Here is a 26,012-nt window from a genome sequence, read left to right on the forward strand (position 1 = left end):
ACGTATTAGTATGAATGCGTTACATATAATTGAAAAGTACGTACTTTCAAGTGCTATAGGAACCTTGAGGTACCTTTGGAGGTGTTATATGAATCAAAATGATAACTGTCCAATTGCAACGACTCTCGATGTAATCGGCGGAAAATGGAAAGTTCATATTTTATGTGTTTTGTCGGATGGAAAAATGCGAACAAATGAAATTAAACGAGAAATCCCAAACATTACACAAAAGGTTCTTACACAACAACTTCGGCAACTTGAAGCTGATGGGATTATCTATCGTACCGTATATCAAGAAGTACCACCAAAGGTTGAGTACACCATAAGTGAATACGGAAAATCTTTAATGCAAATAATGAATGATCTGTTTGAATGGGGAAAAGATCATCAGATTAAAAGATTACATGACTAAAAAAGCACTATATACTTTGTTTAATCCTCTACGTTCATATTTTTTATTTTTATAAAGTTTATTTTCATCATTTTTTAGCTAACTCGTTTTCTTAGATTGATGGACGTGACCCCACATCCATCAATCTAAAAAGATACAATTAGAAAAATGAGATTTCTATAAAGTTTCGCATATAAACACTACTTCCGCCTCATTAAACGCTCGCTCTACTTTTTCTAATCTCAATTGTACGTAAGCTATAAAGAAGCACCCCTAAACCAAGAATTTTTTCATTATTAGACGCATTAGAACCTAAGGTAATAGTAGGTACATTTAAACCCATAAACCTTTCACTCCATTCTATAGGCATATATCCCTGCTTACCAATTGCTAATGTACGTCCATCTATTGTACGGAGAGTACTTTGAATAAAATCAAACTCAACTTCTACATCTGACAATTTTGTGGCTTTATCTGTCATCAAAGTACCACGTATCATAGTAAATCCTTGTATCATTTTTTCTTTAAACATACCAATTTGGTTATAATTCGAGTCATAAATTACCCAATCATATCCGTCCACTTCAGTATGAAAATAAGCTAGAATTTCCCCGCTACTCGTTTCTAATCCGTAAACATCTTTATTATGTAAAAAAGGTATTACTGAAAAAAGAATATTTGATGAAACCATCTTTGTTCCTGCAACATATCCGCCATCAGGATGATATAAACCATATTGCTTGTTTCGTTTAGGTAATTCTAATACAACTAAAGTATCAATATCCCAAAATGTTGCATTACTTTTTATCATATTCTTTTGTATCAACTTTCCTTTTCTTAACTGCCAAAATCCAATTCCAAAAAAGATAGAAGCAGCGATAACAAAAAAGATAAACTGCCCCCAAATAATATGTCCCCAATCTTCATATACAGCACATAAAGCAAGAATAAAAATACCCGTTCCAATTAACAGTTTCATCTTTCCTTTTCGCTTATAGTAATCAAATAATTCCATTTCTATATTCCTCCCTTATTTCTGTTCCCTAACTATTAATATATCAAAAACATAGAATACCCTCTATTCAAAAATATGAGTCCTTCCACTGCCCAGTTCATTGGAAACAAAGTAATAGTCGGTCTTTTGAGCTCAAACTCCTGAGAAAGAATGAAAGCGAAATCAATATTCCTGCATTTTAGAGATAATACCATATCGCCATCAAGCTAATAAAAAGATACTCCTTAAAAATAAAAAGCGCTATTCTCTCTATAAAAACAAAGGAAAGAATAGCGTTTTTTATTTTGAAATAGAAGTCAGCATTTAAACTAGACATGCTAATATTGATTTTGTACGATTGTCAGTTACTTCATAATAAATTTCTAATCCTTTCCGAGTACCTGTAACCATTTTAGCAGCTTTTAATTTAGATAAATGTTGACTAATTGTACTTTGAGGCATTTGTAAATCCCCATACATTGTTGTTACATTAGTGGGACCTTTTGCAAGCATTATTTTTACTAAGGATAAACGAACAGGATGTGCCAATACCTTTAGTACTTCAGAGATTTCTTCAAACATTTCTTTTTGTTCTTTCATCTTATTTTCCCCTTTTATATACATATTTATGTTATCCATATATATAATTCGAAGGTATGTACGATTTTATGTCCGTCATTTTAAAAAAATATAAAAAAACTTTTTCCCGAAACTAAAGGAGTATCTTAACATACTGTCTCACTATCGGTACCCTTATAGATACAGACGTACCTACTCTACACTCAGCAAACTAAAATCAATGAAAAAGAGAGCAGATATCCTGCTCTCTTAAGATGCCTCCTTTTGTTCCGTGGAATGTTTAACACTTCCCATTCTCTTTAGCTTATTCCACCCTACAGCTACTCCTCGAATCGATGAGAATATAGATTTAATGACAACATAAGTCATAAATTGACGATAAATAAAACGTTGTAAAATTAACCATGCTAGTGGTTTTGGATTCTCTTCCTCTAATTTAAATGCAAACAGAGATGCGAAAAGATCCATTAAAAAGAATACAAAATAAAATCCTAAAACTTTTAGTGGATCACTACTAAATAGCCCTATAATCATTAATATATCCGCAAAAGGAGCAATGAATTGCAGAACATATTGGAATAACCACATATTTGGCAATGCAATAAACCCTAAAGTTTTATGCTTTAAATTACATAACGCTTTTCGATGTTTCCAAAGACATTGAAGTGTACCATATGACCAACGATATCGCTGTTTAATGAGACTTTTCACATCTTCAGGTGACTCCGTAAAAGCATACGCTTTTTCTTCATATACAATTCTATGTCCTTGACGTAAAAATGTAATAGTAAGATCCGTATCTTCTGCTAATGTATCTTCGCTTAAATATCCAGATTCAACTACATTCTTCTTACGCCACGCCCCAATAGCTCCTGGAACTACTGTAATACAATTTAACTCATCAAAAGCTCTGCGTTCTAAATTAAACCCTGTAATATATTCAACATGTTGCCAAGTAGTTAACAAGTTTCTTCTATTCCCCACTTTGACATTACCTGAAACTGCTGCTACATTCTGATCTTCAAAGTGTCTAACCATTAGAGAAATGGCGTCTTGCGCAATAATAGTATCCGCATCTAAAGTGACAATGATCTCTCCTCGCGATTGTTGAAATCCTAGGTTCATTGCCGATGATTTCCCGCCGTTTTCTTTCTGAATGAAACGAACTTTAGGGTGTTTATAAAATGTTTCTTGTATTACTTTTGAAGTACCATCTGTCGATCCGTCATCCACAACAATAACTTCAAATTCTCTATAATTACTATCCAAAATTGAGCGAATCGTCTTAGCTATCACCTTTTCTTCATTATATGCTGCTATGACAACACTAACAAAAGGTTGATAGGACGAATTAATATAACGAGATAGCGTTTTTCTTTTCTGGTTCCATGCAAAATAAATTAAGAATAAAAATCGAAAAATCCCTAATCCAATAGCAATATAAAAAATAGCAGTTAATATATGCTTAAAATATCCAGTTCCCGAAAAGACAGCTTTATTGTAAAGTAAATATTGCTTCCCCTCAGAAGAAACAGGAGGCATAATTTCATCTCGTTCTTTATTCATTAAATCTGAAATTGTTACAAAACTATATCCATGCTTTTTTAGGTCTTTAATAATGATTGGGAGCGCCTCTACTGTATGGGTACGATTCCCTCCCGCATCATGGAGAAGAATAATATTTCCCTCTCCCTTATAAACGGGATTAACAGCACGCTTTACTAATTCATTTGTTGATGGTGTTGCCCAGTCTTCGGGATCAACTTTTTCCGCTACCATTGTATAGTTCATATTTTGTGCACGTAAAATAGGCAATATTTCATTTGATGAATCCGGGTTAGCATCCGCTTCATATGGTGGCCTAAACAAAACCGTAGAATGTCCAGTTACTTCCTGAATTAAACGTTGCGTCGTATTAAGTTCTACTTTTGTTCGCAGTAAAGACGTATCAGCTACGTTAGGATGCTTGAAAGTATGATTGCCAATTTCATGCCCTTCATCGTATATTCTTTTTACAATACTAGGATTTAGTTGTGCGTTTTCACCAAGTACAAAAAAAGCAGCTTTTATTTTATTCTCTTTTAATATATCTAAAATTTCCGGCGTATATTTCGGGTCTGGTCCATCATCAAATGATAATACTACTTGTTTCCCCTTTGGTTTTCCATATCGTTGCACTTCATACGCAGATGGTAAGGATTGATATACTTCATCTGTAAGGTAACCATCTTTTCCTACTTTAAAATCTCTCAATCCATTTTGTCTTTCATTCTCAATCTGTAGAATTTCACCTTGTCCAGAATAATTCACTTCATCTAAACTAGTAATTTTATGTAATGCATTAGGATTTTTTTGTGCCTCAATCGGATTTTTTAACACTTTCCATATTGTAGGATCTTCTGCTCCTAATCTCCATAACGCAAACCCCTTTGCATTGTTATCCATTGCGATTTTCACTTGATTATAGAGAGTAACACCGTCTAAGAACCAAGCAGTATGTTCTTTCTCTCCTGTTTTATATCTAAAATAAGGATTCCCACTCATGTTATCCCATTGAATTTTCATATTGGAATCATGAGCCATTGCCATAACTTCTGAAAAAGTTAAAGATTTCGCCGGTTCCTTACTATTTACTTCCCAATCATATCCATAGTTACCGAAAGCAACTACAAGTTTATTAGACGGAATATTCAGTTCTTTCAATGTATGTTGGAACCATTTATTTGAAGCAATTGGGCCTGGTTCCCCCGCTCCATAATGCTCATCGTACATCATTACAATCATTCGATCTATTATTTTTGCTAATGCACTATAATCAAAAGCTTTATCATTAGCTGGAACATCTTGTGTAACGAGCAAATCATGTTTATGAAAGACCATAGTAATTTCTTTCATGAAATTTGTTAAGTTTTCTCTATCGCTTTCAGGTACGGACTCAAAGTCAATATTAATACCTGAAAACTGATTCTTTTTAACTTCGCTTACTAAATCATTAATAAATTTCGTCTTCACATCATTCGGCGAATTCAGTAACTTATGGATAAGCTCACTATCAGGGCCAGAAGCTTTTTCTGTATAGTTAGTAAGTAACGGCATAATTTTCACATGATTTTTTTTTGCTAGTTTTACAATCTCAGGTTTTATCTCACTTCTAATCGTTAAGTCTTCTTTTAAATGATACCATTCTGGTACTAACGTGGTTAATGAATCGATATTTTCTTTTAAAGACGCTGTACTATTTTCATCCCAATTCACATAAAAACCATACACTTCTTTACGTTGTTTACTATCGTTCGTCGAGTTCGCCAAATTTTTATTATTCTTCGTTTCGGTATTTGGTTTAAACTCTTCCTTCTTTAACTGCTGATCACTAAGTTTTTGATTAATTGGTACAAGTTTATTATCTTGTTGTACAGCGGTATTCATATTTGGAATTTCTGGTGTTGAAAAAATACTTTGAAAGAAAAAATAAAATACAATACTTACGCTAACTATTGAGATACATAGGAACCAAATAAAAGTTATGTTTCTCCTTCCTTTCGGATCATAAAAAACAGGGTTTGCTTTATCTTTCTCTTGTTGAATGTTTTTCTCCATTATATTTTTCACATACTCCTTCTTAATAGAAATATAGAATAATAAAGTGCAACTTTAAGCAGCCCAACTCCCACCTAACTTCTTTGTCCCAGCCAAATTTTAAGATGGGAGTTTTACTGCCCGCAATAGCGAGATTAATCCTTTTCGCTTTGAAATGAATCTCTCAATATTCTATTGATTCTTCTTTTCATTCCCTTGCTGGTTACCTCTATTTTCTTGTTGAGACCCCCTGCCATTGTTCCCTTGCTCGTTTCCATCATTTTCTTTCTGGGATCCTCTACCATTGTCCCCTTGCTGATTTCCACTATTCCCTTGTTGAGATCCTCTACCGTTGTTCCCTTGCTGATTTCCATTATTCCCTTGTTGAGATCCTCTACCGTTGTTCCCTTGCTGGTTCCCATTATTCCCTTGTTGAGATCCTCTACCATTGTCCCCTTGCTGATTTCCGTTATTTCCTTGTTGAGATCCTCTTCCATTGTTCCCTTGCTGATTCCCGTTATTTCCTTGTTGAGATCCCCTTCCTTGCTCGTTTCCATTATTCCCTTGCTCGGATCCCCTTCCGTTGTTTCCTTGCTGATTTCCATTATTCCCTTGTTGGGATCCCCTTCCGTTGTTTCCTTGCTGATTTCCATTATTCTCTTGTTGGGATCCCCTTCCGTTATTCTCTTGTTGACTCCCTCTATTTTCTTGCTGAGATCCTCTACTATTGTTTTCTTTTATTTGCCTAGGTGGCTTTTCCTCTGTTTTCTTTTGTTCTTTATGATCTGGCTTCTCATATTTTTTTTCTTTTACAGGAGACAAATCTGGTGATGCAGCAGGAGATGACTCCTGCTGCGATTGCACCTCTTCTTCGTTTTCCACCGGATTAGACGGCGTGGCGGGCGGCGTAACCGATTTGTTCTTCTCTTTCTCTTGCTTTATGTAGACACCTGTGCCAATTCCGGCTTTTCTAGCATTCTCTCGTACTTGCATCGTGCTACTTTGATATTCGACTGTAATATGTTTTAACTCATATTCTTTCTTTAATTCTTTCATTTCCTTTTCCAACTGTGGTTCTAACGAATTGTCCTTCGCAACAGCTGTTAGCATAACTTGCTTATCATTCGTTAAATACTTATCTTCTTGGCTCTGCTTTATAATCGTACGTATTACGTCTTGCAATTGTTTATCTTCCCATTGCTTCAATTCTTTTAAAATACGCCTTCCATCATCATTGCAAGCTTGCAAATCTATAACGCGAAGATCCTTCGTTACGCTCACCTCTAAACTTGGATTTATATCAACTGAAACGTAAGCAAATACTTTTTCTTCCGGTTGGTTGTAGAAAAATAACAGCGCACATAGAAAACAAGCAACAAGTAATGATGCCGGCTTTAAGAAATAAGGGATTGAAAAACGCGATGCTTTTTGTTCTTGCTCATCAAATGAAATTTCCTCCCCAATCATGCAAGAATCCTCTTTTCTTTTACACGTAATAAACTCTCCATTTGGTGTTAAAACAACTACGCTATGCTTTTTTATATCCATCACAATTCCTTTATTCATCATGCTTCCCTCCCCTTATATAATCCAGAATGTATGTATAGTTGTTTGCAAAGATAATACACATTGCAATGAGATATTTTCTATGCCGCTCTAATGTTTTACGACTTACCCTAACACGCGGTTCAATACGCTTAAGAGGTAACTTTTTCTTTCGGAACAGCTCCTCCATCATTTCCTCTTCTTTTATAATCATCTTTACAATTTCTATTAAGTGCTCACGGGTGTCACGATGCTTAGGAGATTCTTTAGCAAGCTCTGAAAATGTGATTTTAAAATCAGCTAACACACTTTGAAAATGAAGAATTTCCTCCTTACGGTTACTATTGTCCATCTCTTTCATATACTCCGTAAGCGATACTTGCATTTCTAACATTTCCTCTTGCTCATCTTCTTTTAAAAAGACACGGTTATGCTTAGACTCCTTGCGTATATAGTCAATTACATCTCTTTTTATAAGAAGATCAGCAAACGCTAGAAAAGATTTTCCTTTTTTATATGAATACTGTTCAATTGCTTCGTTAAACGCAAACAATCCAATGCTATATTCATCATCCTGTTCTGTAATATATCGGCGGCAGACAGACGAGATTGATTTTCTAATAAAAGGCTGATACTGAACGATAAAGGCTTCCTTATCTTCTCCGTTGTTTTGTATGTTACATACGATATCTTCTATTTTCGGTTTTCTTAAGATCTTCATTACTAAACTCAACACTGGTAATCTCTCAGCCTCCTTCAAATAGCAAAATGGCCACTAAACACAAGTGACCATTTAACCAGAATTTCTTGGTACTTTTCTTTTGGCTTGTCTTCTTGCTGTTACTTATATTTTTCAAGTCTAACTTTTTCACCGTTTCCCTAATGATTTTCCTTTTCTCTCGGCACTAAAGTTAATCCTATATTTTAATGTACTTTCTTATTTTCTTCCGCTTGTTTTGCTTGCTCTTTTTCTATTTTATCTGCAATCCTTGAATAACTCTCCTCTATATCATTGGTAATTTAATCCTTTTATTTCGGATACCCCACTTAATCTAATAATTTTATTAACACTTCAATATTCTTTCATAGTCATTTTTCTTCTATTTATTTTCTTCACTATACATATTCGGAGGAATACATAGTTTTATGGGGGTCAAAAAATATTTTTATAAAAAATATATATGTATTTCAAAAATAAAAACCATTGATTTGAAAAAGGGCTAATCAATGGTTTGCTTATAATATCTATTAAATTAAGTTGTGCTCTCATTATATATAAGAAAATCTGCTGTTCTCACTATTTCCTGCCGATTTTCTCTTTTGTTATCTTTCTTGATTATCATAATATGTCTTATCTGCATATTTTCGATCATTTCCTTTTAGATAAGCTAATATTACTTTTGGATTTTTAAGTAAGGTCCAGTCTCCATATGTATCAAATCTTCTGCATGAAGTTATCATTCCATTTTTAATGGTACCGAATTTCTTATGATTCCGTTTTCCCCATTCTTTTAACCGTTTAGCGAAATCCGCATCTTCTGCCATAAGCATGTTTTCATTAAATCCGTTGATTGCCATAAAGTCTTTTCTATAGCACCAAAAAATCCCTACAGATATAGCTCCGTACTTAAAAAGTAAGGGGATTATTATTAACATTGCGGAGAGAAATATTCCTAAAGATATTCTTTCAAACTTCCCATTTACCCCACCACCAATGTATTTACCTGAAGCTAAATATTTATCTACATTAGACAACATAGACTCTGTCATTATGGTATCAGCGTCTATAGTAACGATTATTTCTCCACTAGCTATTTTAGCCCCTGCATTTCGAATTTTAGATAAGTTTTTATCGTTATTTTTTAATGTAATACAATGATAAGATTTTGCTATTTCCTCTGTTTTATCTGTGCAACGATTTAAAACAACTATAACTTCCGTTCGCTCTTTATATGCCTCTGATGCCTTTGCAATTGAATCCAAACATTTTCTAATGTACTTTTCTTCATTATGTGCAGGAATTATAATAGAAAATTTCATATCTTTTTTCAAATTGACTCCTGGAGATTCGGTTGTCTCTGTCATAATATCCCCCTTATTTATAAGATAAATATCTGTTATACATAACATATATTAAAATTTATTAAGTTATATTATAGGAACTGCAGGTAAACTATTACTTGCGTATCAAAAAGCCAAAAACGTTATTCTTTCTAAACGAGCTAAATTATTAGAAAGAATAACGTTTTTTATTAGTTACATTAATATTTTATTCGTTGCTTTATTTCTTCAAAACGAGCACGTATAAATTTATTGATATCTGGATGATCCTTATATAAGGTAACGGTATACATGATGGAAGATGCAAGAATAGTAGACCATATTAACCAATCTCCAGCATGAGAAAGAACTTTAATTATTTCACTCGTAAATTGTTCCTGTCCAGCATGAAATGTCGATACGAGAGAATTAAGGTTAAACAATAATAAAATTATAATTCTTCCTAAAAGCATAATAATCCATCCGATAATATACGAATAGCCACCAACACTACATAATTGATTGTTATGATGAAAGACTTTCACTCTCTTAGCTTGCCAATAACCAACTATCGCTCCTAATATAAGTAAGCTAATTAATTCAATTGTAATAATAAAGTCCAAACTATTTGGAAGCCCCATATATGTTCTAATTATAGCCATGATTGGTATACCAAGAAGATCAAAACTATCTACTTTTTTAGGGATAAGCTGCCTAATGATTAATACAATAACGACTACAAGAATAATAATGAAAATTTTATTCATGCGATCAATCCCTCTTTTTTTCTTTTAAATAATACTCAATAAGCTGATTTACTTTTTCTTCTGGATATGATTCTGTTGTTTGAAGGACATGAATTACTAGCCCATCGATAAGTCCGTACAATATCTCCAATTCAAACTCTCTATTATGGTCTTGTTTGACGTAGCCTAGCTCCTTCATTAAATCTAGGATTATTCCCATAAGATACCTCGTATGGTCATCCATTTTCTTCCGAAGTTCAATAAGCTCTGGGGAACTAAAGGATATACCGAGAAATGTAATCCAAACCTTCCCTTCCAACATTTCTTCTTTATTAGATGGAATAATAAATTTCATTAATCTTCTAAGTGCTTCTTCTTTCGTTCCTTTAAATTCATTTGTACGAGTAGTCGCTCGCTCTTCCATCCGATTCAATACTAAATTCATTGCATAATAAATTAATTCATTTTTAGACGAAAAATGATGCTGAACAAGTCCGACCGAAATGTTTGCTTCATCAGCGATTTGCTGTATGGAAGCTTTATCAATACCTTTTTCTAATATTACACGCCAAGTAGCGGTGGCGATTTGATTCTTCCTTTGTATTTGATCAACTATTTTAGGCATTCACATCCCCCCTTTTTATAATATGGTTATATTATAAAAAAAGTACTTAAAACAATATGAACATATTATTTTAAATGTAATAGAGCTCTTTCTACATCACCATCAAGCTAAGAAAATACAACTACCCCCAGAACGAAAAATTGTGCTTACTTGTAATAAAAATCTCATTTTTTCGTTTTGGGGTGTTATAAAATCTTTAAGTTGATGTGCATTGGGTGGGACCCCAAACAGTACGATTTTATTTCAAAGACACAACGATCTTACTACACACTTTTTATTTATCCCACACTCTCATCTGCTAGTATTACTATTTTTTATTACTAATGTTGCCGTTTCACTCGGATGGCTAAGAGGAAAATGATGGCCATATGGAACAAAATCAACCTTACCAAGATGCGATGGAGCAGAATAGCCTCTGTCATAATCCCCCCAAATAATGTGCAGATTATACTTTGTTACTTCATTGAAATCACCTTGATCGTTTTTCAGTAGTAAACTGTTAAGCTGAACCGTAGTATTTAAAATTCTAGGGGAAGTAAAACTGTTACTTATTTTTTCAATATAATGTTCAGGGATGCTCTCCATACTTTCAAACAAACCATTACTTAGTAAATAACGCCCTATCAAATTAGTAGTTGCCAATTTTAATGTCCATTTGTTCATAAATTGAGGAACATTTAGCGATTTAGCATTTTTTTTAGCAACAGGTGGCTGAAGTAAAGTGATTGCATACTTCTTATCTATGTACTCTTGTACCAATGCTTCCAGAAGAATAAACGCACCGAATGAATGGCCAATTAGATGTGCACCATTCGTAGCTTTCTCCAATAACTTTTTCACTACATTCAAATAGATATCTAGAAGATTTTTCTCTAGTTTAAAAGGAGAACGTCCCAAACCTGGAAGATCCAAGATCCATACAGGTTGACCAGTTTTTTCATGAAGCTCTTGTGCTAAAGGAAATAAATCCTCTCCATCACTCAATAAACCATGTAATAAAATAAACGGTTTACCCTCTCCTTGTAATTGGTAAAGGGTATTGTTATCGCATAATGTTCGTTTAAATAAATGATTATGCTGGCCATTTTGATACATCATTCGATAATCCAGATCAGCTACTACAGCAGGGAAAAATTTCATTACACTCGTCTCCTTAAACCAATCTCCTCCCATAATTTTTTTCGCTGAAACATTTGAAAATTTTCGTTTTGTAATAAAATTCAGTCCATCAGAAGGAATTTTTGTTATTTTACTTACTCCACTATTCATAATTGCTTTCATAAGTGGCATTGGGACAGAGATTTTTGGTGCCCTCATATTCATACTTTCTGACATAATACTTAATAACTCAGCAATGTTCTGATCGTGCTGTTTGTCTTCAACAAGTGTATATGTTTGAATAGTCGGTTGCTCCAATCTGAAAACCTGCACAATAAACTTCGCAAGCTCATCGTTTGAAATAAGTGGTAGCCTATATCCCTTACCTCCAGGAATCATTGGCATGAACCCTCTTCGCATACTCATCACAAGCAAACCTAATCCTGCTATCTGCTCTGTACTCCCTGTTTTACTACTACCGACTACAGTTGGCGGATTAATTACAGAAAGCGGATAACCTACTGCTGATGCCTGTTGACGGATATAAAGATCTGCTAAAAATTTTGTTCTCTCATATGGATTTTTTATTTTCAAATAATTGTTTCCTTCTTGAAACACATCCATTGCAATCTTGCTATTTTTATCATCAAAGGGACTCATATAACCTACAACATGAATAAATTGTTGCAAGCCCTTCAATTGATGAATGCTTTTAGCTACTTCACTAATATGTTTGGCGCCATTTAAAAATACGGAAGCTGCCTCTTTACTTGTCGCTTGAATATCCATGGGGCCTCCTGCATGAATAATCACATCCGTTTTCAATACCCTCTCCTTATCTTCAGCACTTAGACCTAAATCTATTTTCGTCAAATCACCTTCAATAAAGTGCATAACTGCCTTTTTTAAGATGCCTCTTTCTTGAAAAAGGCGTGTCGCTTTACTTTTCGATCTTACTAAAAGAAGAATTTTAACATCCTCTTTGGCTAATTCTTTCACTAATTGCTTGCCAATAAAGCCTGTTCCACCAATTAAAAATACTGTTCTCATATAAAATCCCCCTTTTTAGTACTACTTAGTACTAATTTGATGTAAAAAAAAAGCTTCTTTTATCGAAGCAATTTTAAAAAATGATCTGCTGTTTTCGTGATTACAGTTGCATCCTTCAATGTTTCTGAAATAAATAACGCTCCTTCAAGATTTGTAATAAAAAGTGATGCAACCTCATCAATATGAATCGTATTTCTGAATTCTCCATTCTCTACCCCTTGTTTAAGTAATAGAGAAACTTTCTTTTGTAATCCTGTAAAAAAAAGACCTATTTTTTCTTTAATTTGCGTGGCCTGTGTAGGACTTTGAATATAAAGAGTAATAAATGGACAGCTCCCCTTATACTCTCTCGACTGAACTCCTTGTGATAATTGCTTTAAAAACAGTTGGATACGATCTTCAACTAAAAATTGATTCTGAGAAAGTACGTCATCAATTGCAGATTGATACATTTCAATCCAATAATCAACGACCGATTCTAATAATACTTCCTTATTAGAAAAGTGATAATACACATTAGACTTTGAAACTTTGCTTACACGTACTAATTCATCCATACTTGTATAAGCAAACCCTTTTTCTAAAAATAATGTTGCTGCTACTTCAATCACACGTTTTTGATTCATTAATTTTACCTTTGTCATAATTAGAACTATATAGTACTAATTTAAATATTGCAAGTATTTATGTTCATTTAGAAAAAAGTTTAATTAAAAAAGTTCCACTAACATTGATTTTACTGCAAAAAAATCTTACTTTGAATAAAGTTGAACTGCCCCCATGCCCATCAAGCTAAGATTTTAAGACACCCCCATAACGAGAATTTTACTTTTTTACAGTTATTTATGAAAATTCCGCTTGTTTTTTTCATTTTTGGGGTGCTAAACCTAAAACTTCAGCAATAAGCACAGACTAAAACATCTAGTTTTCACGATATAATTCTCAGCTAAATTCGCAAAAAAGAGCTTGAATTCCCAAGCTCTTTTAAATATCACTTAATAACTTTATAACCACCATTTTTCCTGTGGAATTAAAACTGTTTCAATATCAAAGTTATTCTCAAACCATTCCTTCATCAATGTTTTATGGACCAGATATTCTGATGCAGAATGGGAAACGCCAATTAAAGACATCGAAGTATTAGAAACATAATCCATCATTTGTTTGTATCTTTGTTTACCATATTCGTTATCAATATGGCAATGGATTTCGCCAGTGATATAGGCTTGAACTCCTCTTTTTTCAGCTTCCTCCATCCAACTTACTTTGTCGCCACAACCTGCAACGATAGCTATTTTCTTTACGTTATTTATGTTCTTACCTTCAAAATCAACATATGGAATATCGAATATTTCTTTTAAGTGAGAAGTTAGTTCACTTGTACTCTTTTCTTCAATGTTACAAATTAGAACTAGGTCTTCATTATTTATAGAACTTGTTAAAAACCCATCAATAATTTCTGCATTTAATTGTTTAGCAATAGCTACACTTGTACCTAAATTGGCATGATAATCCATCGGTACATGGCATGTATAGAATGATAATTTCTTTTCTTTTATTTGTTTAATGTATTTTTCTTTTATAGGAACAAAACCTTTGCCCCATACTCCTTTTGGATCTCCACATTCCATCAATAAGGGATGATGCATAAAAAGTAAGTCTCCGCTATTACTTTCTTCTATAAAACGTTCCAACACTTCATCTGTAGGGAAGACGGCAAGAAAAATTTTCTTTACATTTGTATCTCCTTTTAACATTAGACCATTAAATAATTCCACAAAGTCTTTTTCAAAAACTGATTTCCAATCAAACTTTAAAGGTTCATAGACCATTGGTATGAATTGACTGAAAGCAGAATCCTTCCCAAATGATTTTATATCAAGTTCAATGTCCAGTTTAGACACTATGTCACTTAGTTTAACCATAAAATTATTCCCCCAAAAATTTTATAATTCAATACAAACGGTTAGAAAAATAACAATTATTATATTCTTTTAAATATTTTAACATAAAAATCCATTTTTCTTCATGAAAAAATCACTCCTGTCGTTTAAAGTGGTCCCTCCACATTCCCTTCAAGCAAAGTTAAAATCATACCTTCAAAATGAAAAAACGCTATGCTTATTGTAAACAGTTTATAAGAAAGAATGGCGTTTTGATGAATCCTATCATTTCAAATAGATTGAATCTTTTCGCTCAAGAGCTACAATACTTTTTATCTCCAGTGGTCCTACAAGATATTGCCAAACAAGTTGGCTTTGTACAGCGATCTAGTAAGTATCAGGCAAACGAACTCATTGCCCTTTGCGTATGGCTTAGTCAAGAAATTGCTAGCACATCACTTACACAATTGTGTAGTCAGTTAGAAGTTTCCACTGGGGTACTTATGAGCTCAGAAGGACTGAATCAACGCTTTAATCCAGCAGCTGTCGCATTTCTTCGAGAAGTCTTTACTTCTCTTCTCAAACAAAAACTCTGTTCAAATCACTCGCTTTCTGCACACATGATCTCTACTTTCAATCGTATCCGTATTTTGGATGCAACAGTGTTTCAACTGCCTGATCATTTCGCCACTGACTATCAAGGTTCAGGTGGAAGTAGTAATACGGCAGGCGTAAAAATCCAATTGGAATATGATTTACTTAGTGGTCAATTTCTTAACGTGCAGCTTGGACCAGGAAAGAATAATGATAAAACATACGGTACCATCTGCCTTGAAACCGTAGAGGCGGGTGATTTGTGTTTACGTGATCTTGGTTACTTCGATTTAGGAGACTTACAAACTATTCATGATAAAGAGGCTTACTATATCTCGCGGTTGAAGCTGAATACACGCATTTATATCAAGAACTCTGAGCCAGAATACTTCAACAACGGCACGTTAAAAAAGCAAACAGAATACATCCAGCTTGATATGGCACAAATGATGTCGGGTCTAATCCCAGGTGAAACGATAGAAATCCCCGAGGCATACATTGGCCAAAATCAGAAGCTTCCAGCACGTGTCATTTTCCATCGTTTAACCGATGATCAAACGCAAACACGCTTGAAAAACCAAGCGATACGTGAAAAGAAAAAAGGCATCGTCATGAAGGAGAAAAGTAAACGTTTAATGGGTATGAATGTATATATCACGAACACGTCTCTAGAAGGAGTACCAACGAACTACGTGCACTCATTGTATTCACTTCGTTGGCAGATTGAAATTTTGTTTAAAACGTGGAAGTCATTTTTTGAAATTGATGAATGTAAAAATATTAAAAGAGAGCGCCTAGAGTGCCATTTATACGGACAACTAATCGGTATTCTCCTCTGTTCTTCTACGATGTTTCAAATGCGACAGTTTCTGCTTGAAAAAACAAATCAGGAGCTAAGTGAATACAAAGCGATTTATATGATTAAAGATTACTTTCCGTTACTGTTTCAAGCGATAGCCATTGGCACAGAACAACTTTTAAAAATTTTGCATCGTCTTTATCTATTGCTCAAAAAGAATGGTCGTAAATGTCATCGGTATAAGAAAATGACCGTCTTTGATATTCTAGGGATTGTGTATAAAACGACGGTGAAGCATAGACAAACTGCCTAGCGAAAAAATCAGATTTTAATAGGCTTCTTTAGTATGCCGACTTTTCTATCAATTGTTAGTTTTGAACCAAGGATCGTTTCATATCTAGTAAATTACTTGATTAGCTTGATGGGCATGTGAACTGCCCCCCAAATTGTTCATTCACTATCGTCTAATAGAGGTCACCATACATACCCATCAACTTAAGAAAAAGAAATGCCCCCAAAACGAAAAAATGAGCGGCTTCTCAGAATAGCTATCTGTAGAGAAAGAAAATTTTAATTTAGGGGTATATGAAAGTATTAGCTTGATGGTGATGTGGTAGGCGCCTATATAAAAAACCACAGTTTACATTCAAACTGCGGCTTTTTGACGTACAAAGAATTACATAAATCATTAGTCACTATCTAATGATTTATCAACATCTGTTTTTATTCTTTACACTCTGCAACAGAAACAAGTCTAGTTTAGAATGAAAGTAATACAATTATTTAACATATATATCGTTATGACATATGTAATTGAATAAAAGCAATGGAATTATTTAACATATGTATCGCTATAACATATGCAAGGGATCTGTTAGAAATAAGATAAGCCGCAGTAAGTATCACTGCACCAGGTAAATAAATAGCAATATCCGAAGGTTGGTTCGTATGAAGAAGTGTAAAAATTATAATCGAAATGATAGATGCAATAGCAGTACCAATATAATGTGAAAAACGATTTAATATTATATGACGAAATATAATTTCTTCAAGTATTGGACCTAGAATACCAAATACAAGCAATGTAAATATAAGAGGTATCTCCGCGCCCGTTTCAAGGAGCTGTTCTTGGTTCTCTGGCTGACCAGTTGTTAGAAAACGCATAACAATCTGTTCTACAATTACCGTAAATAAAACCACCATAGGAATACTTACTATTTTCAAAATTGTCTTCTCTTTAAAGTAAGTAAAACTTTCAATAATTTCTTTCCTAAAGAAAATTATTCCTACAATAGCAGGTACAGTCAAACCGATGGCACTAAGAGCAAATTCTGATTCAACTAAATTGCTGTTAGTTAAAAGTGATATGCCAAATAATATGAACAAGCCAATTTGAAGTAATGCAAACATTGTATAAACTATTAGCATAATAAGTTCTTTTGTATTCATTTTAATAAAGTTCACTTTATTACCTCCATAATGAAATTACATAGAATCTTTGATTTTTCTTTCTGCATAACGTTCTCCTTCTAAATATATTTATATAAAAATAGACCGGACGGTTCGGTCCGAAAACTAATGATACTATAAGTTTCTAGTTTTTTAAACCCCCTTTACAAATTATTAACACAAACAAAAACGGGAAAAAGTAAATAAATTTATATCTCAATTTCTTATTTACAATCAAATTCCAGTACTCATTCATTATTAACGATTAATCTTTTATAGTATGAAGTGATAAGATATCCTAATTAAACGAAATGAAAGTGGAAGTAGTTCAAACATTTTAGCTAAACATATTAATTAAAATTATATATAATACCCATATGTCTATACGTTAAAATTAACTATATATTTTTACACCTTATACGATTTTATGTAAAATTAGTTGTATAATATGACTAAATCAACCAACTGGTCATATTATTTTGACAGAAAATTCATTCGAATGATATAGATAATACCATTTGATAAACCTCTTTTCAAAAAATTATTGTTTGAGGTTTCCATAAGATAGGGATTGATAAGATATTTTTGCTCCAAACTTATTTATACTTACAAAAACATTAAGAAAATAGAAGGTAAACATTACCTGAAATATTAGGCTCGTTTTTATTAGGAGGACTATAAAGCATGACTAAAGTTGATAAGGTTAAAGAAAAGATTATTGAAACATCTTTATATTTATTTAATACCAATGGGATAACTCGCACATCTATCCAGGATATAATGACAGCTACTGAACTACCTAAAGGATCTATTTATCGTAGATTCAAAAATAAAGAAGAAATTGTCCTTGCTGCCTACGACAAAAGTGGTGAGATTATGTGGAGTCATTTTCATAAAGCAATGGAAAATAAAAAGACAGCACTTGATAAAATCCTTGCAATTTTCCTTGTATATCAAGATGCAGCTAATAATCCCCCTATTGCTGGAGGCTGTCCATTGCTTAATAGCGCAATTGAAAGCACTGGAGTATTTCCAGAATTACAAACAGCAGCAGCAAAAGGCTATGATGATACAGTAATGTTAATGGCTTCTCTCATAAAAGAAGGAATAGAGAAACAAGAACTTAAAGAAGATATAGACATTATATCGCTCGCTTCTTTTCTTGCATCTTCAATGGAGGGCGCTATTATGGCAAGTCGAGTATCTAACGATAATATACATCATCATTATTTTATTGAACAAATAAAACATCATCTTTTCTCTTATTCTAAATAAGTGAGAACTTGCATTGCTTTTTTATAGACTTAAATTGGATACCCTCCTCATAAAAAGTATTTACTGTTTATGAGAGGGGTATTAGTTTTTAGCAACTGTAGCCTTTTTGACGTTGTATATTATGCATACTAACAATCTATTTTTCACATACCTCTCTTTTTTACCTTAAAAAATATCCACTTTCTTGTCTCCATTTAAAGAATTATCTATCTCCTTTTCCCTATAGATGGACAAAATATTGGACACTAAATGAACTATCCCTGAAGTAAAGTTCTAAAAATAACCCATCCATAGAGCTACTAAAACTACTACTAACAAAGCAAAACAAAATGTGATATTTCGAATCCACTTTTGTATATCATCAAAATACTTTTCTATAAATGCAGTGTAAATAGAAAGCATAAGAAGTAGCACAATGAAAGTAAAGGATCCCAATTTATCTATTACACCTGTATCAAGAAAAAAGCCAATGGATCATTGAAGGGTTTGACTTAAAAGAAGAAAAGAAGAGGATTTTTCCTGTCGATGATCTCATCAATATCGAGCCATACACGACGAAAAAAAAGCTAAATAAGAAAAGGATTTCAGAAAAACTAAGTAAGAAGGATGAAGCAATTAATCTTGTACTTGAACTTGGTCCAAAAGCAATTTCCCAGTTCAAAAAATACCACCCTTTCAAAATTTCAATCTCTTATACAAATCCTTACCAATCAAGAGCCATTTTAAAAACATTTATCAATGTTAACAATTCCGATGAAGTGACGGAAATAACAAATTGGCTACTTTTCCTAGGGAAGGATATTACAATCAGGGAAATACCTAAAGAAGTATTAGAAAGTTTACAAGAGAGATTATGTTTATACTCTCCATAAGCATTGATCGGTGAAACCTCAAAATATTGAGGTTAATTCGTTACCCATTATCCATATTTTCCTAATACCTAGGGAAAACATTGTATTTGCTATCACTACTGAACGAAGCTTCTAGGAATAATACAATCAAAAAAGGTGTGAACTAGCTTTTAGTTCCCACCTTTCTATATTAAAATTTACTATATACACATTAAATTGCTTGTTTAAAATTTAAATGTGGATTTGGTCCATACTTATTCTCATCTTCATCGCTTTCAATGATACAAAACACAAGTAGAACCGCTCCTCCAAATGGCACCAAATTTAATAACTGCCACCATCCTGTTTTTCCACTATCATGTAATCGACGAGCTTCCACTGCCAGAGTAGGAACGATAAAAATTGCTATATATAGCAAGGTAATATTAGCTCTTAAGTAAAAGGCAGACGAAGAATAAGAGGCTAAATATATTAATGACCAAAACGTAATCTTATTAAATAAAGTAAAAATCCAGTATTCTTTTCTCGTAGCTCTCCCGCTAAATTTCGCATAGTTTTTGAGAGCATATAAATACCATTTCATTTGAATCTCTCCCTTTTCCATCCCCTAAATGATTTTTTATACATTATATACCTTATAAGTATAAATATAGCACATAAAATCTTTAACCTCCATTTTCATATAGAATATTCTGTTTATTTCAGTTAAATGTCAACATACTATACTTCAAGGCATGTGTATTCGATTTATTATTCTCCTATTTACTTAAAAACTACTACAATTAAGAGAAGTATGAATGTAGTATTAAAGCACGGAAAATCTTCCCGTGCTTTTTCAAAAATATATATTATTTCGGAAGATTTGATTTACTTACCCTAACTGACGTTTAAATGCCTTACTAGCGAAAAAGTAAGAAATAATCATTATACCTACGCACCAAGCAAGTGCAATCCAAATATCGTTGCCAACAGTTCCTTCATATAATAGGGCACGAATCGCATTCACGATTGAAGTTACAGGCTGATTCTCTGCAAATGCACGAACAATTTTTGGCATCGTTTCAGTAGGTACGAAGGCTGAACTAATAAATGGAAGAAAAACGAGTGGGTACGAGTATGCTGTCGCCCCTTCCATAGACTTCGCTTTTAATCCTGGAATGATAGCTAGCCATGTTAGCGCCAACGTAAACATCCCAAGTATCCCAGCTACACCGAGCCAATCTAGAATATTAGCACTGGAACGAAAGCCCATTAAGAGTGCAACGAGGATAACCACTACGATAGTAAGTACATTAGCAACGAGTGAGGTTAATACGTGAGCCCACAATACTGACGAGCGTTTGATGGGCATAGTAATGAAACGTGCCATTAGCCCACTCTTTATATCTGTAAATAATCGAACAGAAGTGTACGCCACACCGGATGCGATAGCCATTAGCAAAATTCCCGGCAATAAATAATTAACGTAGTTTTCCGTTCCTGTCTTTATAGCCCCGCCAAATACGTAAACAAACAATAGCATCATCATAATCGGTGTAATCGCTACTGTAATAATTGTATCTGGACTACGCATAATATTGCGCATTAAGCGCCCTAGTAATACCCCTGTTTTACTTTTCATTTACATCTCCCCCTTTTTACCAATAATCGCAAGGAAAATTTCTTCCAATGTCGGCTGCTTCTCGATATACTCTACTTTTACTGGTGGGAACATCTCTTTCAATTCAGTAAGAGTACCTGTCGTAATAATTTTTCCACCATGCAAAATTGCGATACGATCAGCTAGTTGTTCTGCTTCCTCCAAGTACTGGGTTGTTAGTAAAATGGTTGTTCCTCCACCAGCAAGCTCTTTGACAGTATCCCAAACTTCAATCCGTGCTTCAGGATCAAGTCCAGTCGTTGGTTCGTCAAGAAAAATAATTGCTGGCGCTCCAATCAAACTCATCGCGATATCAAGCCGGCGCTTCATCCCGCCTGAATACTGATCTGCCCTTTGGTTCGCCGCATCAGTCAGGCTAAATCTTGCAAGTAGATTGTCAGCAACTTGGGCCGGACTAGAAACACCACGTAACTTGGCGATCATTATCAAGTTTTCCCTCCCAGTCAGCATACCGTCTAAAGCTGCGAACTGCCCTGTCAAACTGATACTTTGACGAACATGATCTGGTTGACGCTGTACATCAAATCCACAAATGCTTACTTCACCACCATCTTGCTTCAGTAGCGTCGAAAGGATGTTGACCGTTGTCGTCTTTCCCGCTCCATTTGAGCCTAGCAGCGCGAAAATTTCTCCACGCTGCACCTCAAAATCCACTCCCTTTAAAACTTCCTTGTCTTTAAAATATTTTTTTAGCCCTTTTACAGAAATCGCTGCATTACTCATACTTGTTCCCCCTTATAAAAACAGATTAACTATCCCCTCTATTTAGTACCACTGATATTCTGTATTACTTAGTACCGAGTTAAAAATATAACTGAATAGCGATGGCGGCAATTCACATTTGTAATCAGCTAATCAGTCGGTATTACTTATTACATTTATTTTTTTCTCAATTTTTTCATGATACTTTCATTCAAATCTTCACGATATTTAGAGACATACGTTTTAGCATTTGCTACTAGTTCATCAGCAAAGGATGCCACGTCCTCCCCAGTAATGTCAAGTACTTGTCTGCCTTCAGCTGCACCGGCTTCAAACAAATCAATTAATTCATACTGAATGTGCAACATATCCATCCCATTACCTGCCGAAAAATTCCACATGTAGTTTTGAATTTTCTTAAACACAAACTGGTAATCTTCCGGTAGTGCTCCAACACGTGCCATCATCATTTTGTACTCTTTTTTATCACCAATTAATTTTTTAAACATTTCCAACATCTTATTTTCCTCCTTTTTTATAAAGCAGAACAAGAAACTCTCCAAATATGAGCCGGAACATTTTATATTATGAGGCTAGTTTGACTTCAAGACGTTAATTTTTGACGACACAAAATCCCATTTTTTCCAAAACAATTCAAGCTCTTGGCGGCCTTCTTCATTTAATGAATAAAACTTACGAGGCGGTCCCATATCTGATGGCTTCTTTTCAATATTCACAAGCTTTTTCTTCTCTAGTCGTACGAGGATGGTATAGACCGTTCCTTCTACGACTTCGGTAAATCCAAGATCATTCAGGTGGCGAGTAATCTCATAGCCGTACGTTTCACGGCGGCTAATGATTTCTAGTACACACCCTTCCAGTGAACCTTTCAGCATTTCAGTTAAATTTTCCATGTTTTGATCCTCCTTTACCCCCTATTCTGTCTGACTTATATTCAGTATTACAGAGTACTAAGGCGAATTTTTACTGAATAGTTTTTGACTAAAACCACACTATTCAGTATTACTTATTACAACTACATTGTATGACTAAGTAGAGGTGGATGTCAACTAATTTTCAATTTTTTTCTAAAATCCGCTATTACCTATTGTTTACTGAAAATATTTTGAGAAACAACACTACTCAGTATCACCTATTACAAGTACATTGTATGACTGAGTAGTTGTAAATATCAACTCGATTTTTATATTTTTCTAAAATCAACTATTATCTATTAGATACAGCCGATTTTCTTTTCGAAGAAATTTCGCCACATACCTACCCCGCCAAGAAAAGAAAATACCCCAAAACAAATATTCTGCATTTTTGTTTTGGGGCGCTGTAGGATAGCTCTTCTTCTTAATAAGACAGATCATCTTTTTGTTACGATAACATCATATCCATATCTTCCGCTGCATTTGTAATCAATTTCAAACCGAATGTTTCTTGTAATACATCAAGCACACCAGGCGAAATAAATTCAGGGGCCTTTGGACCGATACGAATATCTTGAATTCCAAGACTAAATAGCCCAAGTAAAATAGCAACCGCTTTTTGTTCAAACCATGATAAGACAATGCTTACTGGCAGTTCGTTCACTTCACATTGGAAAGCATCTGCTAAAGCTGACGCTATTTTCACTGTAGAAATTGAATTATTGCATTGCCCTAAGTCAATGTAACGTGGAATCTCCGTACCAGGTACAACACCGTAATCCACATCATTAAAGCGGAATTTCCCGCAAGAAGTCGTTAAAATAACCGTTTCTGGCGGAAGTGATGTTGCTAATTCACGATAATATTCTCCGCCTTTTCCTGGTGCATCACAACCTGCGATGACAAAGAAGCGCTTAATCTTTCCTTCTTTTACTGCATTAATAATTTCCGGAGCTAAGGATAATACTGTGTCGTGATGAAACCCTGTTACTAACTGTTCATCCGATTCCATATGTACTTCTGGAAGTTGTAGCGCTTTTTGAATCAATGGTGCAAAATCATCATTTTCAATTTTTTGTACACCTTCTAAACCTGCAATATCATATGAAAAGAATCGATCAGAGTATGATCCTTTAATTGGTATAACACAGTTCGTTGTCGCTAATATGGCACCTGTAAATTTTTCAAAAAGGCGTCGTTGATCATGCCATGCCTTACCAATGTTTCCTTTTAAGTGTTTATATTTTTTCAGCTGCGGATAACCGTGTGCTGGTAACATTTCAGAATGCGTATAAATGTTAATTTCTTTTCCTTCTGTTTGCTTTAATAACTCTTCTAACGCAAATAAATTATGGCCCGTAACTACTATTGCCTTACCTTCTACATGGTTTTGTGTAATTTGAACAGGCTCTGGAACACCAAAATGATTCGTATGTGCCTCATCCAACAACTCCATTACTCGTAAAGCGGATTTCCCTACTTTCATAGCCATATCAATATGCTCTTGTTCGTTAAAATTAGAATTTGTTAATGTCATATATAAAGCTTCTTGTGTTGTAGCATCTACAAATGCATCCGTATACCCTAGCTGAGCAGCATGCGTACGATAAGCAGCAATTCCCTTTAGCCCAAACACAATCGTATCTTGTAAACTAGCAATCGTTTCATTTTTACCGCAAACGCCCATTACTTTACATCCGCCTGTTGGCGTTTGTTCACATTGATAACAAAACATTATCATCCCACCCTCTCCCAATCATTGCTTACAAACTAAGCATAATACCCAGTGAAATAAAAGGATGTGATATGAATCACAATAATATATATAAATTTATGACAGTTCATATTGTTGACATAATATTTTTATTGACACCATATATAGAAGCAGGTACACTTCTGTCAATACTTTCAAATAGCTAGATAATTAATTTAGAGAAATGTATATAACGAAAAATTTTTTTGAATCACTTATGCAAATAGTTGCGATTTATCAGATATAGGAATAGACATACAAAACTCCATCCTTTTCTATCATTCAACAGAAAGAATAGCGTATTTTTTATTAAAACCTTTATTTACAATACATTTACACTATCTTAACATTATTTACATTATTTATATGATATATTTAAATAGAACCTACTTAAGAAATTTCATGTATATTGTATCTTTATGATCTCTTATCTGATTGATAAAAAGATCATGTTATATTTTTATAGCAGGGGTGAATTAGGATGACTGAAACTTTAAAAACACTTATAATGCTTGATGCTACTTACGTTATTATAGCAATTATGACGGTACTAGTATTTGTATACTTGGAATTAAAATCTCAGTAATATACGCTGGCGTAATCGACAAATTCAGCATTTAAATATAGTTAGAAGAAAGAGAGGAGAAAATTATTTCTTCTCTCTTTTGTATTCACACAATTTCTTATTTTAATAAATCTATTGTATGTACAAGTAATCCTTTGTCCCCTACATCACCATGACCAGGTACGACTGAATTCATATTTTTATATCGTTTCAATACATTTTCAATCGATACAGACCATTCATTTACGTATGCATCCGCAACATTTCCTAAATCTTTTGCTTGCGCAGATTTCACTAAACAGCCCCCAGCTAAAATTTTATATTGTGGTAACCATACAACAATATTATCTTCTGTATGTCCTTTCCCTGGGTAAAACGTTTCTACTTTCATATTTCCAAACTTCAATTTCGTAATTGCTTGTAAGTCTCCAAGTGGTTCTTCATATCCATTTTTCTTTGCTAGTTCCGCAGTTAACGTTGTACTATGCGCTTTAATGCCTCTTTCTTTCAACGTTTTTATTCCGCCAATCCGATCAGCGTGTGCATGTGTAATAATAACATCCGTTACACTCTTCTTAAATTTCTTTTCTGCCATCTCGATTAATTCCTTCGTTAACTTATCATCCCAAGAAGAATCGACAAGTACTAATCCTTTAGAAGTATTAAGGATTAAACCGTTCGAAGGAACTGCTTCTCCGTTAAAATAACCTAACTCCGTATGAACCCAAACATTTTTGTTTAACTGAGAAATCGAAATAGTTCCTGTCTCATTTTTTATTACTTTATGCTCTACCGTTCGTTCTGCTTGTACAGAAGAAATTGTACTAACAAATGGAGTTATTCCTATTAAACTAACACATACCCCTAATTTTAATAATGTATTTTTCATTTTCTCCACCCTT

Annotated in this window: 22 protein-coding genes and 2 pseudogenes; 4 read left to right on the plus strand and 20 right to left on the minus strand. The window is 33.9% G+C overall.

Annotated features, from left to right (window positions below):
• Positions 1-88: 88 nt before the first annotated feature.
• Complete coding sequence (locus ATN06_RS17330) at positions 89-412, plus strand: winged helix-turn-helix transcriptional regulator (protein WP_060631673.1); 324 nt, start codon at positions 89-91, stop codon at positions 410-412.
• Positions 413-605: 193 nt separating this feature from the next.
• Here ATN06_RS17330 and ATN06_RS17335 read toward each other — a convergent pair whose 3' ends face one another.
• From ATN06_RS17335 to ATN06_RS17385, 11 genes are all read right to left on the minus strand, one after another.
• A complete protein-coding gene (locus tag ATN06_RS17335) occupies positions 606-1,406 on the minus strand; it encodes a hypothetical protein (RefSeq protein WP_060631674.1) in 801 nt (266 codons plus the stop codon).
• A 303-nt stretch (positions 1,407-1,709) separates the two neighbouring features.
• Positions 1,710-1,985 carry an ArsR/SmtB family transcription factor gene (locus tag ATN06_RS17340; RefSeq protein ID WP_000662958.1) on the minus strand — a complete coding sequence of 92 codons (276 nt, stop codon included), beginning with the start codon at positions 1,983-1,985 and terminating at the stop codon, positions 1,710-1,712.
• A 228-nt stretch (positions 1,986-2,213) separates the two neighbouring features.
• Entirely contained in the window at positions 2,214-5,561 is a 3,348-nt protein-coding gene (locus tag ATN06_RS17345; RefSeq protein ID WP_060631675.1) for a trifunctional glycoside hydrolase family 18/polysaccharide deacetylase/glycosyltransferase family 2 protein, read from the minus strand.
• Positions 5,562-5,732: 171 nt separating this feature from the next.
• On the minus strand, positions 5,733-7,109 hold the full coding sequence (locus ATN06_RS17350; RefSeq protein WP_088116029.1) for an anti-sigma factor domain-containing protein: 1,377 nt from the start codon (positions 7,107-7,109) through the stop codon (positions 5,733-5,735).
• Positions 7,099-7,821, minus strand: a complete 723-nt coding sequence (gene sigI / locus ATN06_RS17355) for an RNA polymerase sigma factor SigI (protein WP_060631676.1) — start codon at positions 7,819-7,821, stop codon at positions 7,099-7,101. Before sigI ends, ATN06_RS17350 begins: the two co-directional genes overlap by 11 nt.
• Positions 7,822-8,408: 587 nt before the next feature.
• On the minus strand, positions 8,409-9,170 hold the full coding sequence (locus ATN06_RS17360) for a glycosyltransferase family 2 protein (RefSeq protein ID WP_060631677.1): 762 nt from the start codon (positions 9,168-9,170) through the stop codon (positions 8,409-8,411).
• A gap of 176 nt (positions 9,171-9,346) precedes the next feature.
• Positions 9,347-9,892, minus strand: a complete 546-nt coding sequence (locus ATN06_RS17365) for a hypothetical protein (RefSeq protein WP_060631678.1) — start codon at positions 9,890-9,892, stop codon at positions 9,347-9,349.
• A gap of 4 nt (positions 9,893-9,896) precedes the next feature.
• Entirely contained in the window at positions 9,897-10,496 is a 600-nt protein-coding gene (locus ATN06_RS17370) for a TetR/AcrR family transcriptional regulator (RefSeq protein WP_060631679.1), read from the minus strand.
• A 291-nt stretch (positions 10,497-10,787) separates the two neighbouring features.
• Positions 10,788-12,644 carry an alpha/beta fold hydrolase gene (locus tag ATN06_RS17375; RefSeq protein ID WP_060631680.1) on the minus strand — a complete coding sequence of 619 codons (1,857 nt, stop codon included), beginning with the start codon at positions 12,642-12,644 and terminating at the stop codon, positions 10,788-10,790.
• A 59-nt stretch (positions 12,645-12,703) separates the two neighbouring features.
• Positions 12,704-13,270, minus strand: a complete 567-nt coding sequence (locus tag ATN06_RS17380; protein ID WP_060631681.1) for a TetR/AcrR family transcriptional regulator — start codon at positions 13,268-13,270, stop codon at positions 12,704-12,706.
• Positions 13,271-13,648: 378 nt separating this feature from the next.
• Positions 13,649-14,569 carry a Nif3-like dinuclear metal center hexameric protein gene (locus ATN06_RS17385; protein WP_060631682.1) on the minus strand — a complete coding sequence of 307 codons (921 nt, stop codon included), beginning with the start codon at positions 14,567-14,569 and terminating at the stop codon, positions 13,649-13,651.
• Positions 14,570-14,802: 233 nt separating this feature from the next.
• Here ATN06_RS17385 and ATN06_RS17390 point away from each other — a divergent pair, with 233 nt between their 5' ends.
• Positions 14,803-16,233, plus strand: coding sequence for an IS4 family transposase (locus ATN06_RS17390; protein ID WP_060631683.1), 1,431 nt, complete (start codon positions 14,803-14,805; stop codon positions 16,231-16,233).
• A 485-nt stretch (positions 16,234-16,718) separates the two neighbouring features.
• Here ATN06_RS17390 and ATN06_RS17395 read toward each other — a convergent pair whose 3' ends face one another.
• The gene (locus tag ATN06_RS17395; RefSeq protein WP_060631684.1) at positions 16,719-17,384 is read right to left on the minus strand and encodes a CPBP family intramembrane glutamic endopeptidase; all 666 of its coding nucleotides are present in this window, start codon (positions 17,382-17,384) and stop codon (positions 16,719-16,721) included.
• Between the two features lie 669 nt (positions 17,385-18,053).
• Here ATN06_RS17395 and ATN06_RS17400 point away from each other — a divergent pair.
• Entirely contained in the window at positions 18,054-18,644 is a 591-nt protein-coding gene (locus ATN06_RS17400; protein ID WP_060631685.1) for a TetR/AcrR family transcriptional regulator, read from the plus strand.
• A gap of 273 nt (positions 18,645-18,917) precedes the next feature.
• Here the strand turns inward: ATN06_RS17400 and ATN06_RS28675 are convergent.
• Positions 18,918-19,085, minus strand: a pseudogene (locus ATN06_RS28675) (DUF3963 domain-containing protein); the annotation flags it as partial.
• On the opposite strand from ATN06_RS28675, the pseudogene ATN06_RS29510 reads away from it, so the two are divergent.
• A pseudogene (locus tag ATN06_RS29510) lies at positions 19,079-19,516 on the plus strand (WYL domain-containing protein); the annotation flags it as partial. The pseudogenes ATN06_RS28675 and ATN06_RS29510 sit on opposite strands and share 7 nt — an antisense overlap.
• 190 nt (positions 19,517-19,706) lie before the next feature.
• Here ATN06_RS29510 and ATN06_RS17410 read toward each other — a convergent pair.
• The 7 genes from ATN06_RS17410 to bla2 form a co-directional block, all read right to left on the minus strand.
• A complete protein-coding gene (locus tag ATN06_RS17410; RefSeq protein WP_060631686.1) occupies positions 19,707-20,078 on the minus strand; it encodes a DUF805 domain-containing protein in 372 nt (123 codons plus the stop codon).
• A gap of 288 nt (positions 20,079-20,366) precedes the next feature.
• A complete protein-coding gene (locus ATN06_RS17415) occupies positions 20,367-21,116 on the minus strand; it encodes an ABC transporter permease (RefSeq protein WP_060631687.1) in 750 nt (249 codons plus the stop codon).
• A complete protein-coding gene (locus ATN06_RS17420; RefSeq protein WP_060631688.1) occupies positions 21,117-21,878 on the minus strand; it encodes an ABC transporter ATP-binding protein in 762 nt (253 codons plus the stop codon).
• Positions 21,879-22,033: 155 nt separating this feature from the next.
• The gene (locus tag ATN06_RS17425; RefSeq protein ID WP_000891990.1) at positions 22,034-22,375 is read right to left on the minus strand and encodes a DUF1048 domain-containing protein; all 342 of its coding nucleotides are present in this window, start codon (positions 22,373-22,375) and stop codon (positions 22,034-22,036) included.
• A gap of 75 nt (positions 22,376-22,450) precedes the next feature.
• Complete coding sequence (locus ATN06_RS17430; protein ID WP_048543787.1) at positions 22,451-22,771, minus strand: PadR family transcriptional regulator; 321 nt, start codon at positions 22,769-22,771, stop codon at positions 22,451-22,453.
• Between the two features lie 469 nt (positions 22,772-23,240).
• The gene (hcp, locus tag ATN06_RS17435) at positions 23,241-24,527 is read right to left on the minus strand and encodes a hydroxylamine reductase (protein ID WP_060631689.1); all 1,287 of its coding nucleotides are present in this window, start codon (positions 24,525-24,527) and stop codon (positions 23,241-23,243) included.
• A 701-nt stretch (positions 24,528-25,228) separates the two neighbouring features.
• Positions 25,229-25,999, minus strand: coding sequence for a BcII family subclass B1 metallo-beta-lactamase (bla2, locus tag ATN06_RS17440; protein WP_060631690.1), 771 nt, complete (start codon positions 25,997-25,999; stop codon positions 25,229-25,231).
• Positions 26,000-26,012 lie beyond the last annotated feature (13 nt).

The sequence above is a fragment of the Bacillus thuringiensis genome (assembly GCF_001455345.1).
Lineage (GTDB): Bacteria > Bacillota > Bacilli > Bacillales > Bacillaceae_G > Bacillus_A > Bacillus_A thuringiensis_N.

Coding starts and splice junctions, on each gene's coding strand:
- ATN06_RS17345 (WP_060631675.1), bottom strand. CDS start 5,561: ATGGAGAAAAACATTCAACAAGAGAAAGATAAAGCAAACCCTGTTTTT.
- ATN06_RS17410 (WP_060631686.1), bottom strand. CDS start 20,078: ATGAAATGGTATTTATATGCTCTCAAAAACTATGCGAAATTTAGCGGG.
- ATN06_RS17365 (WP_060631678.1), bottom strand. CDS start 9,892: ATGAATAAAATTTTCATTATTATTCTTGTAGTCGTTATTGTATTAATC.
- ATN06_RS17380 (WP_060631681.1), bottom strand. CDS start 13,270: ATGAATCAAAAACGTGTGATTGAAGTAGCAGCAACATTATTTTTAGAA.
- ATN06_RS17420 (WP_060631688.1), bottom strand. CDS start 21,878: ATGAGTAATGCAGCGATTTCTGTAAAAGGGCTAAAAAAATATTTTAAA.
- ATN06_RS17400 (WP_060631685.1), top strand. CDS start 18,054: ATGACTAAAGTTGATAAGGTTAAAGAAAAGATTATTGAAACATCTTTA.
- ATN06_RS17425 (WP_000891990.1), bottom strand. CDS start 22,375: ATGTTGGAAATGTTTAAAAAATTAATTGGTGATAAAAAAGAGTACAAA.
- ATN06_RS17335 (WP_060631674.1), bottom strand. CDS start 1,406: ATGGAATTATTTGATTACTATAAGCGAAAAGGAAAGATGAAACTGTTA.
- ATN06_RS17340 (WP_000662958.1), bottom strand. CDS start 1,985: ATGAAAGAACAAAAAGAAATGTTTGAAGAAATCTCTGAAGTACTAAAG.
- ATN06_RS17385 (WP_060631682.1), bottom strand. CDS start 14,569: ATGGTTAAACTAAGTGACATAGTGTCTAAACTGGACATTGAACTTGAT.
- bla2 (WP_060631690.1), bottom strand. CDS start 25,999: ATGAAAAATACATTATTAAAATTAGGGGTATGTGTTAGTTTAATAGGA.
- ATN06_RS17375 (WP_060631680.1), bottom strand. CDS start 12,644: ATGAGAACAGTATTTTTAATTGGTGGAACAGGCTTTATTGGCAAGCAA.
- ATN06_RS17415 (WP_060631687.1), bottom strand. CDS start 21,116: ATGAAAAGTAAAACAGGGGTATTACTAGGGCGCTTAATGCGCAATATT.
- ATN06_RS17350 (WP_088116029.1), bottom strand. CDS start 7,109: ATGATGAATAAAGGAATTGTGATGGATATAAAAAAGCATAGCGTAGTT.
- hcp (WP_060631689.1), bottom strand. CDS start 24,527: ATGTTTTGTTATCAATGTGAACAAACGCCAACAGGCGGATGTAAAGTA.
- ATN06_RS17360 (WP_060631677.1), bottom strand. CDS start 9,170: ATGACAGAGACAACCGAATCTCCAGGAGTCAATTTGAAAAAAGATATG.
- ATN06_RS17330 (WP_060631673.1), top strand. CDS start 89: ATGAATCAAAATGATAACTGTCCAATTGCAACGACTCTCGATGTAATC.
- ATN06_RS17390 (WP_060631683.1), top strand. CDS start 14,803: ATGAATCCTATCATTTCAAATAGATTGAATCTTTTCGCTCAAGAGCTA.
- ATN06_RS17430 (WP_048543787.1), bottom strand. CDS start 22,771: ATGGAAAATTTAACTGAAATGCTGAAAGGTTCACTGGAAGGGTGTGTA.
- ATN06_RS17370 (WP_060631679.1), bottom strand. CDS start 10,496: ATGCCTAAAATAGTTGATCAAATACAAAGGAAGAATCAAATCGCCACC.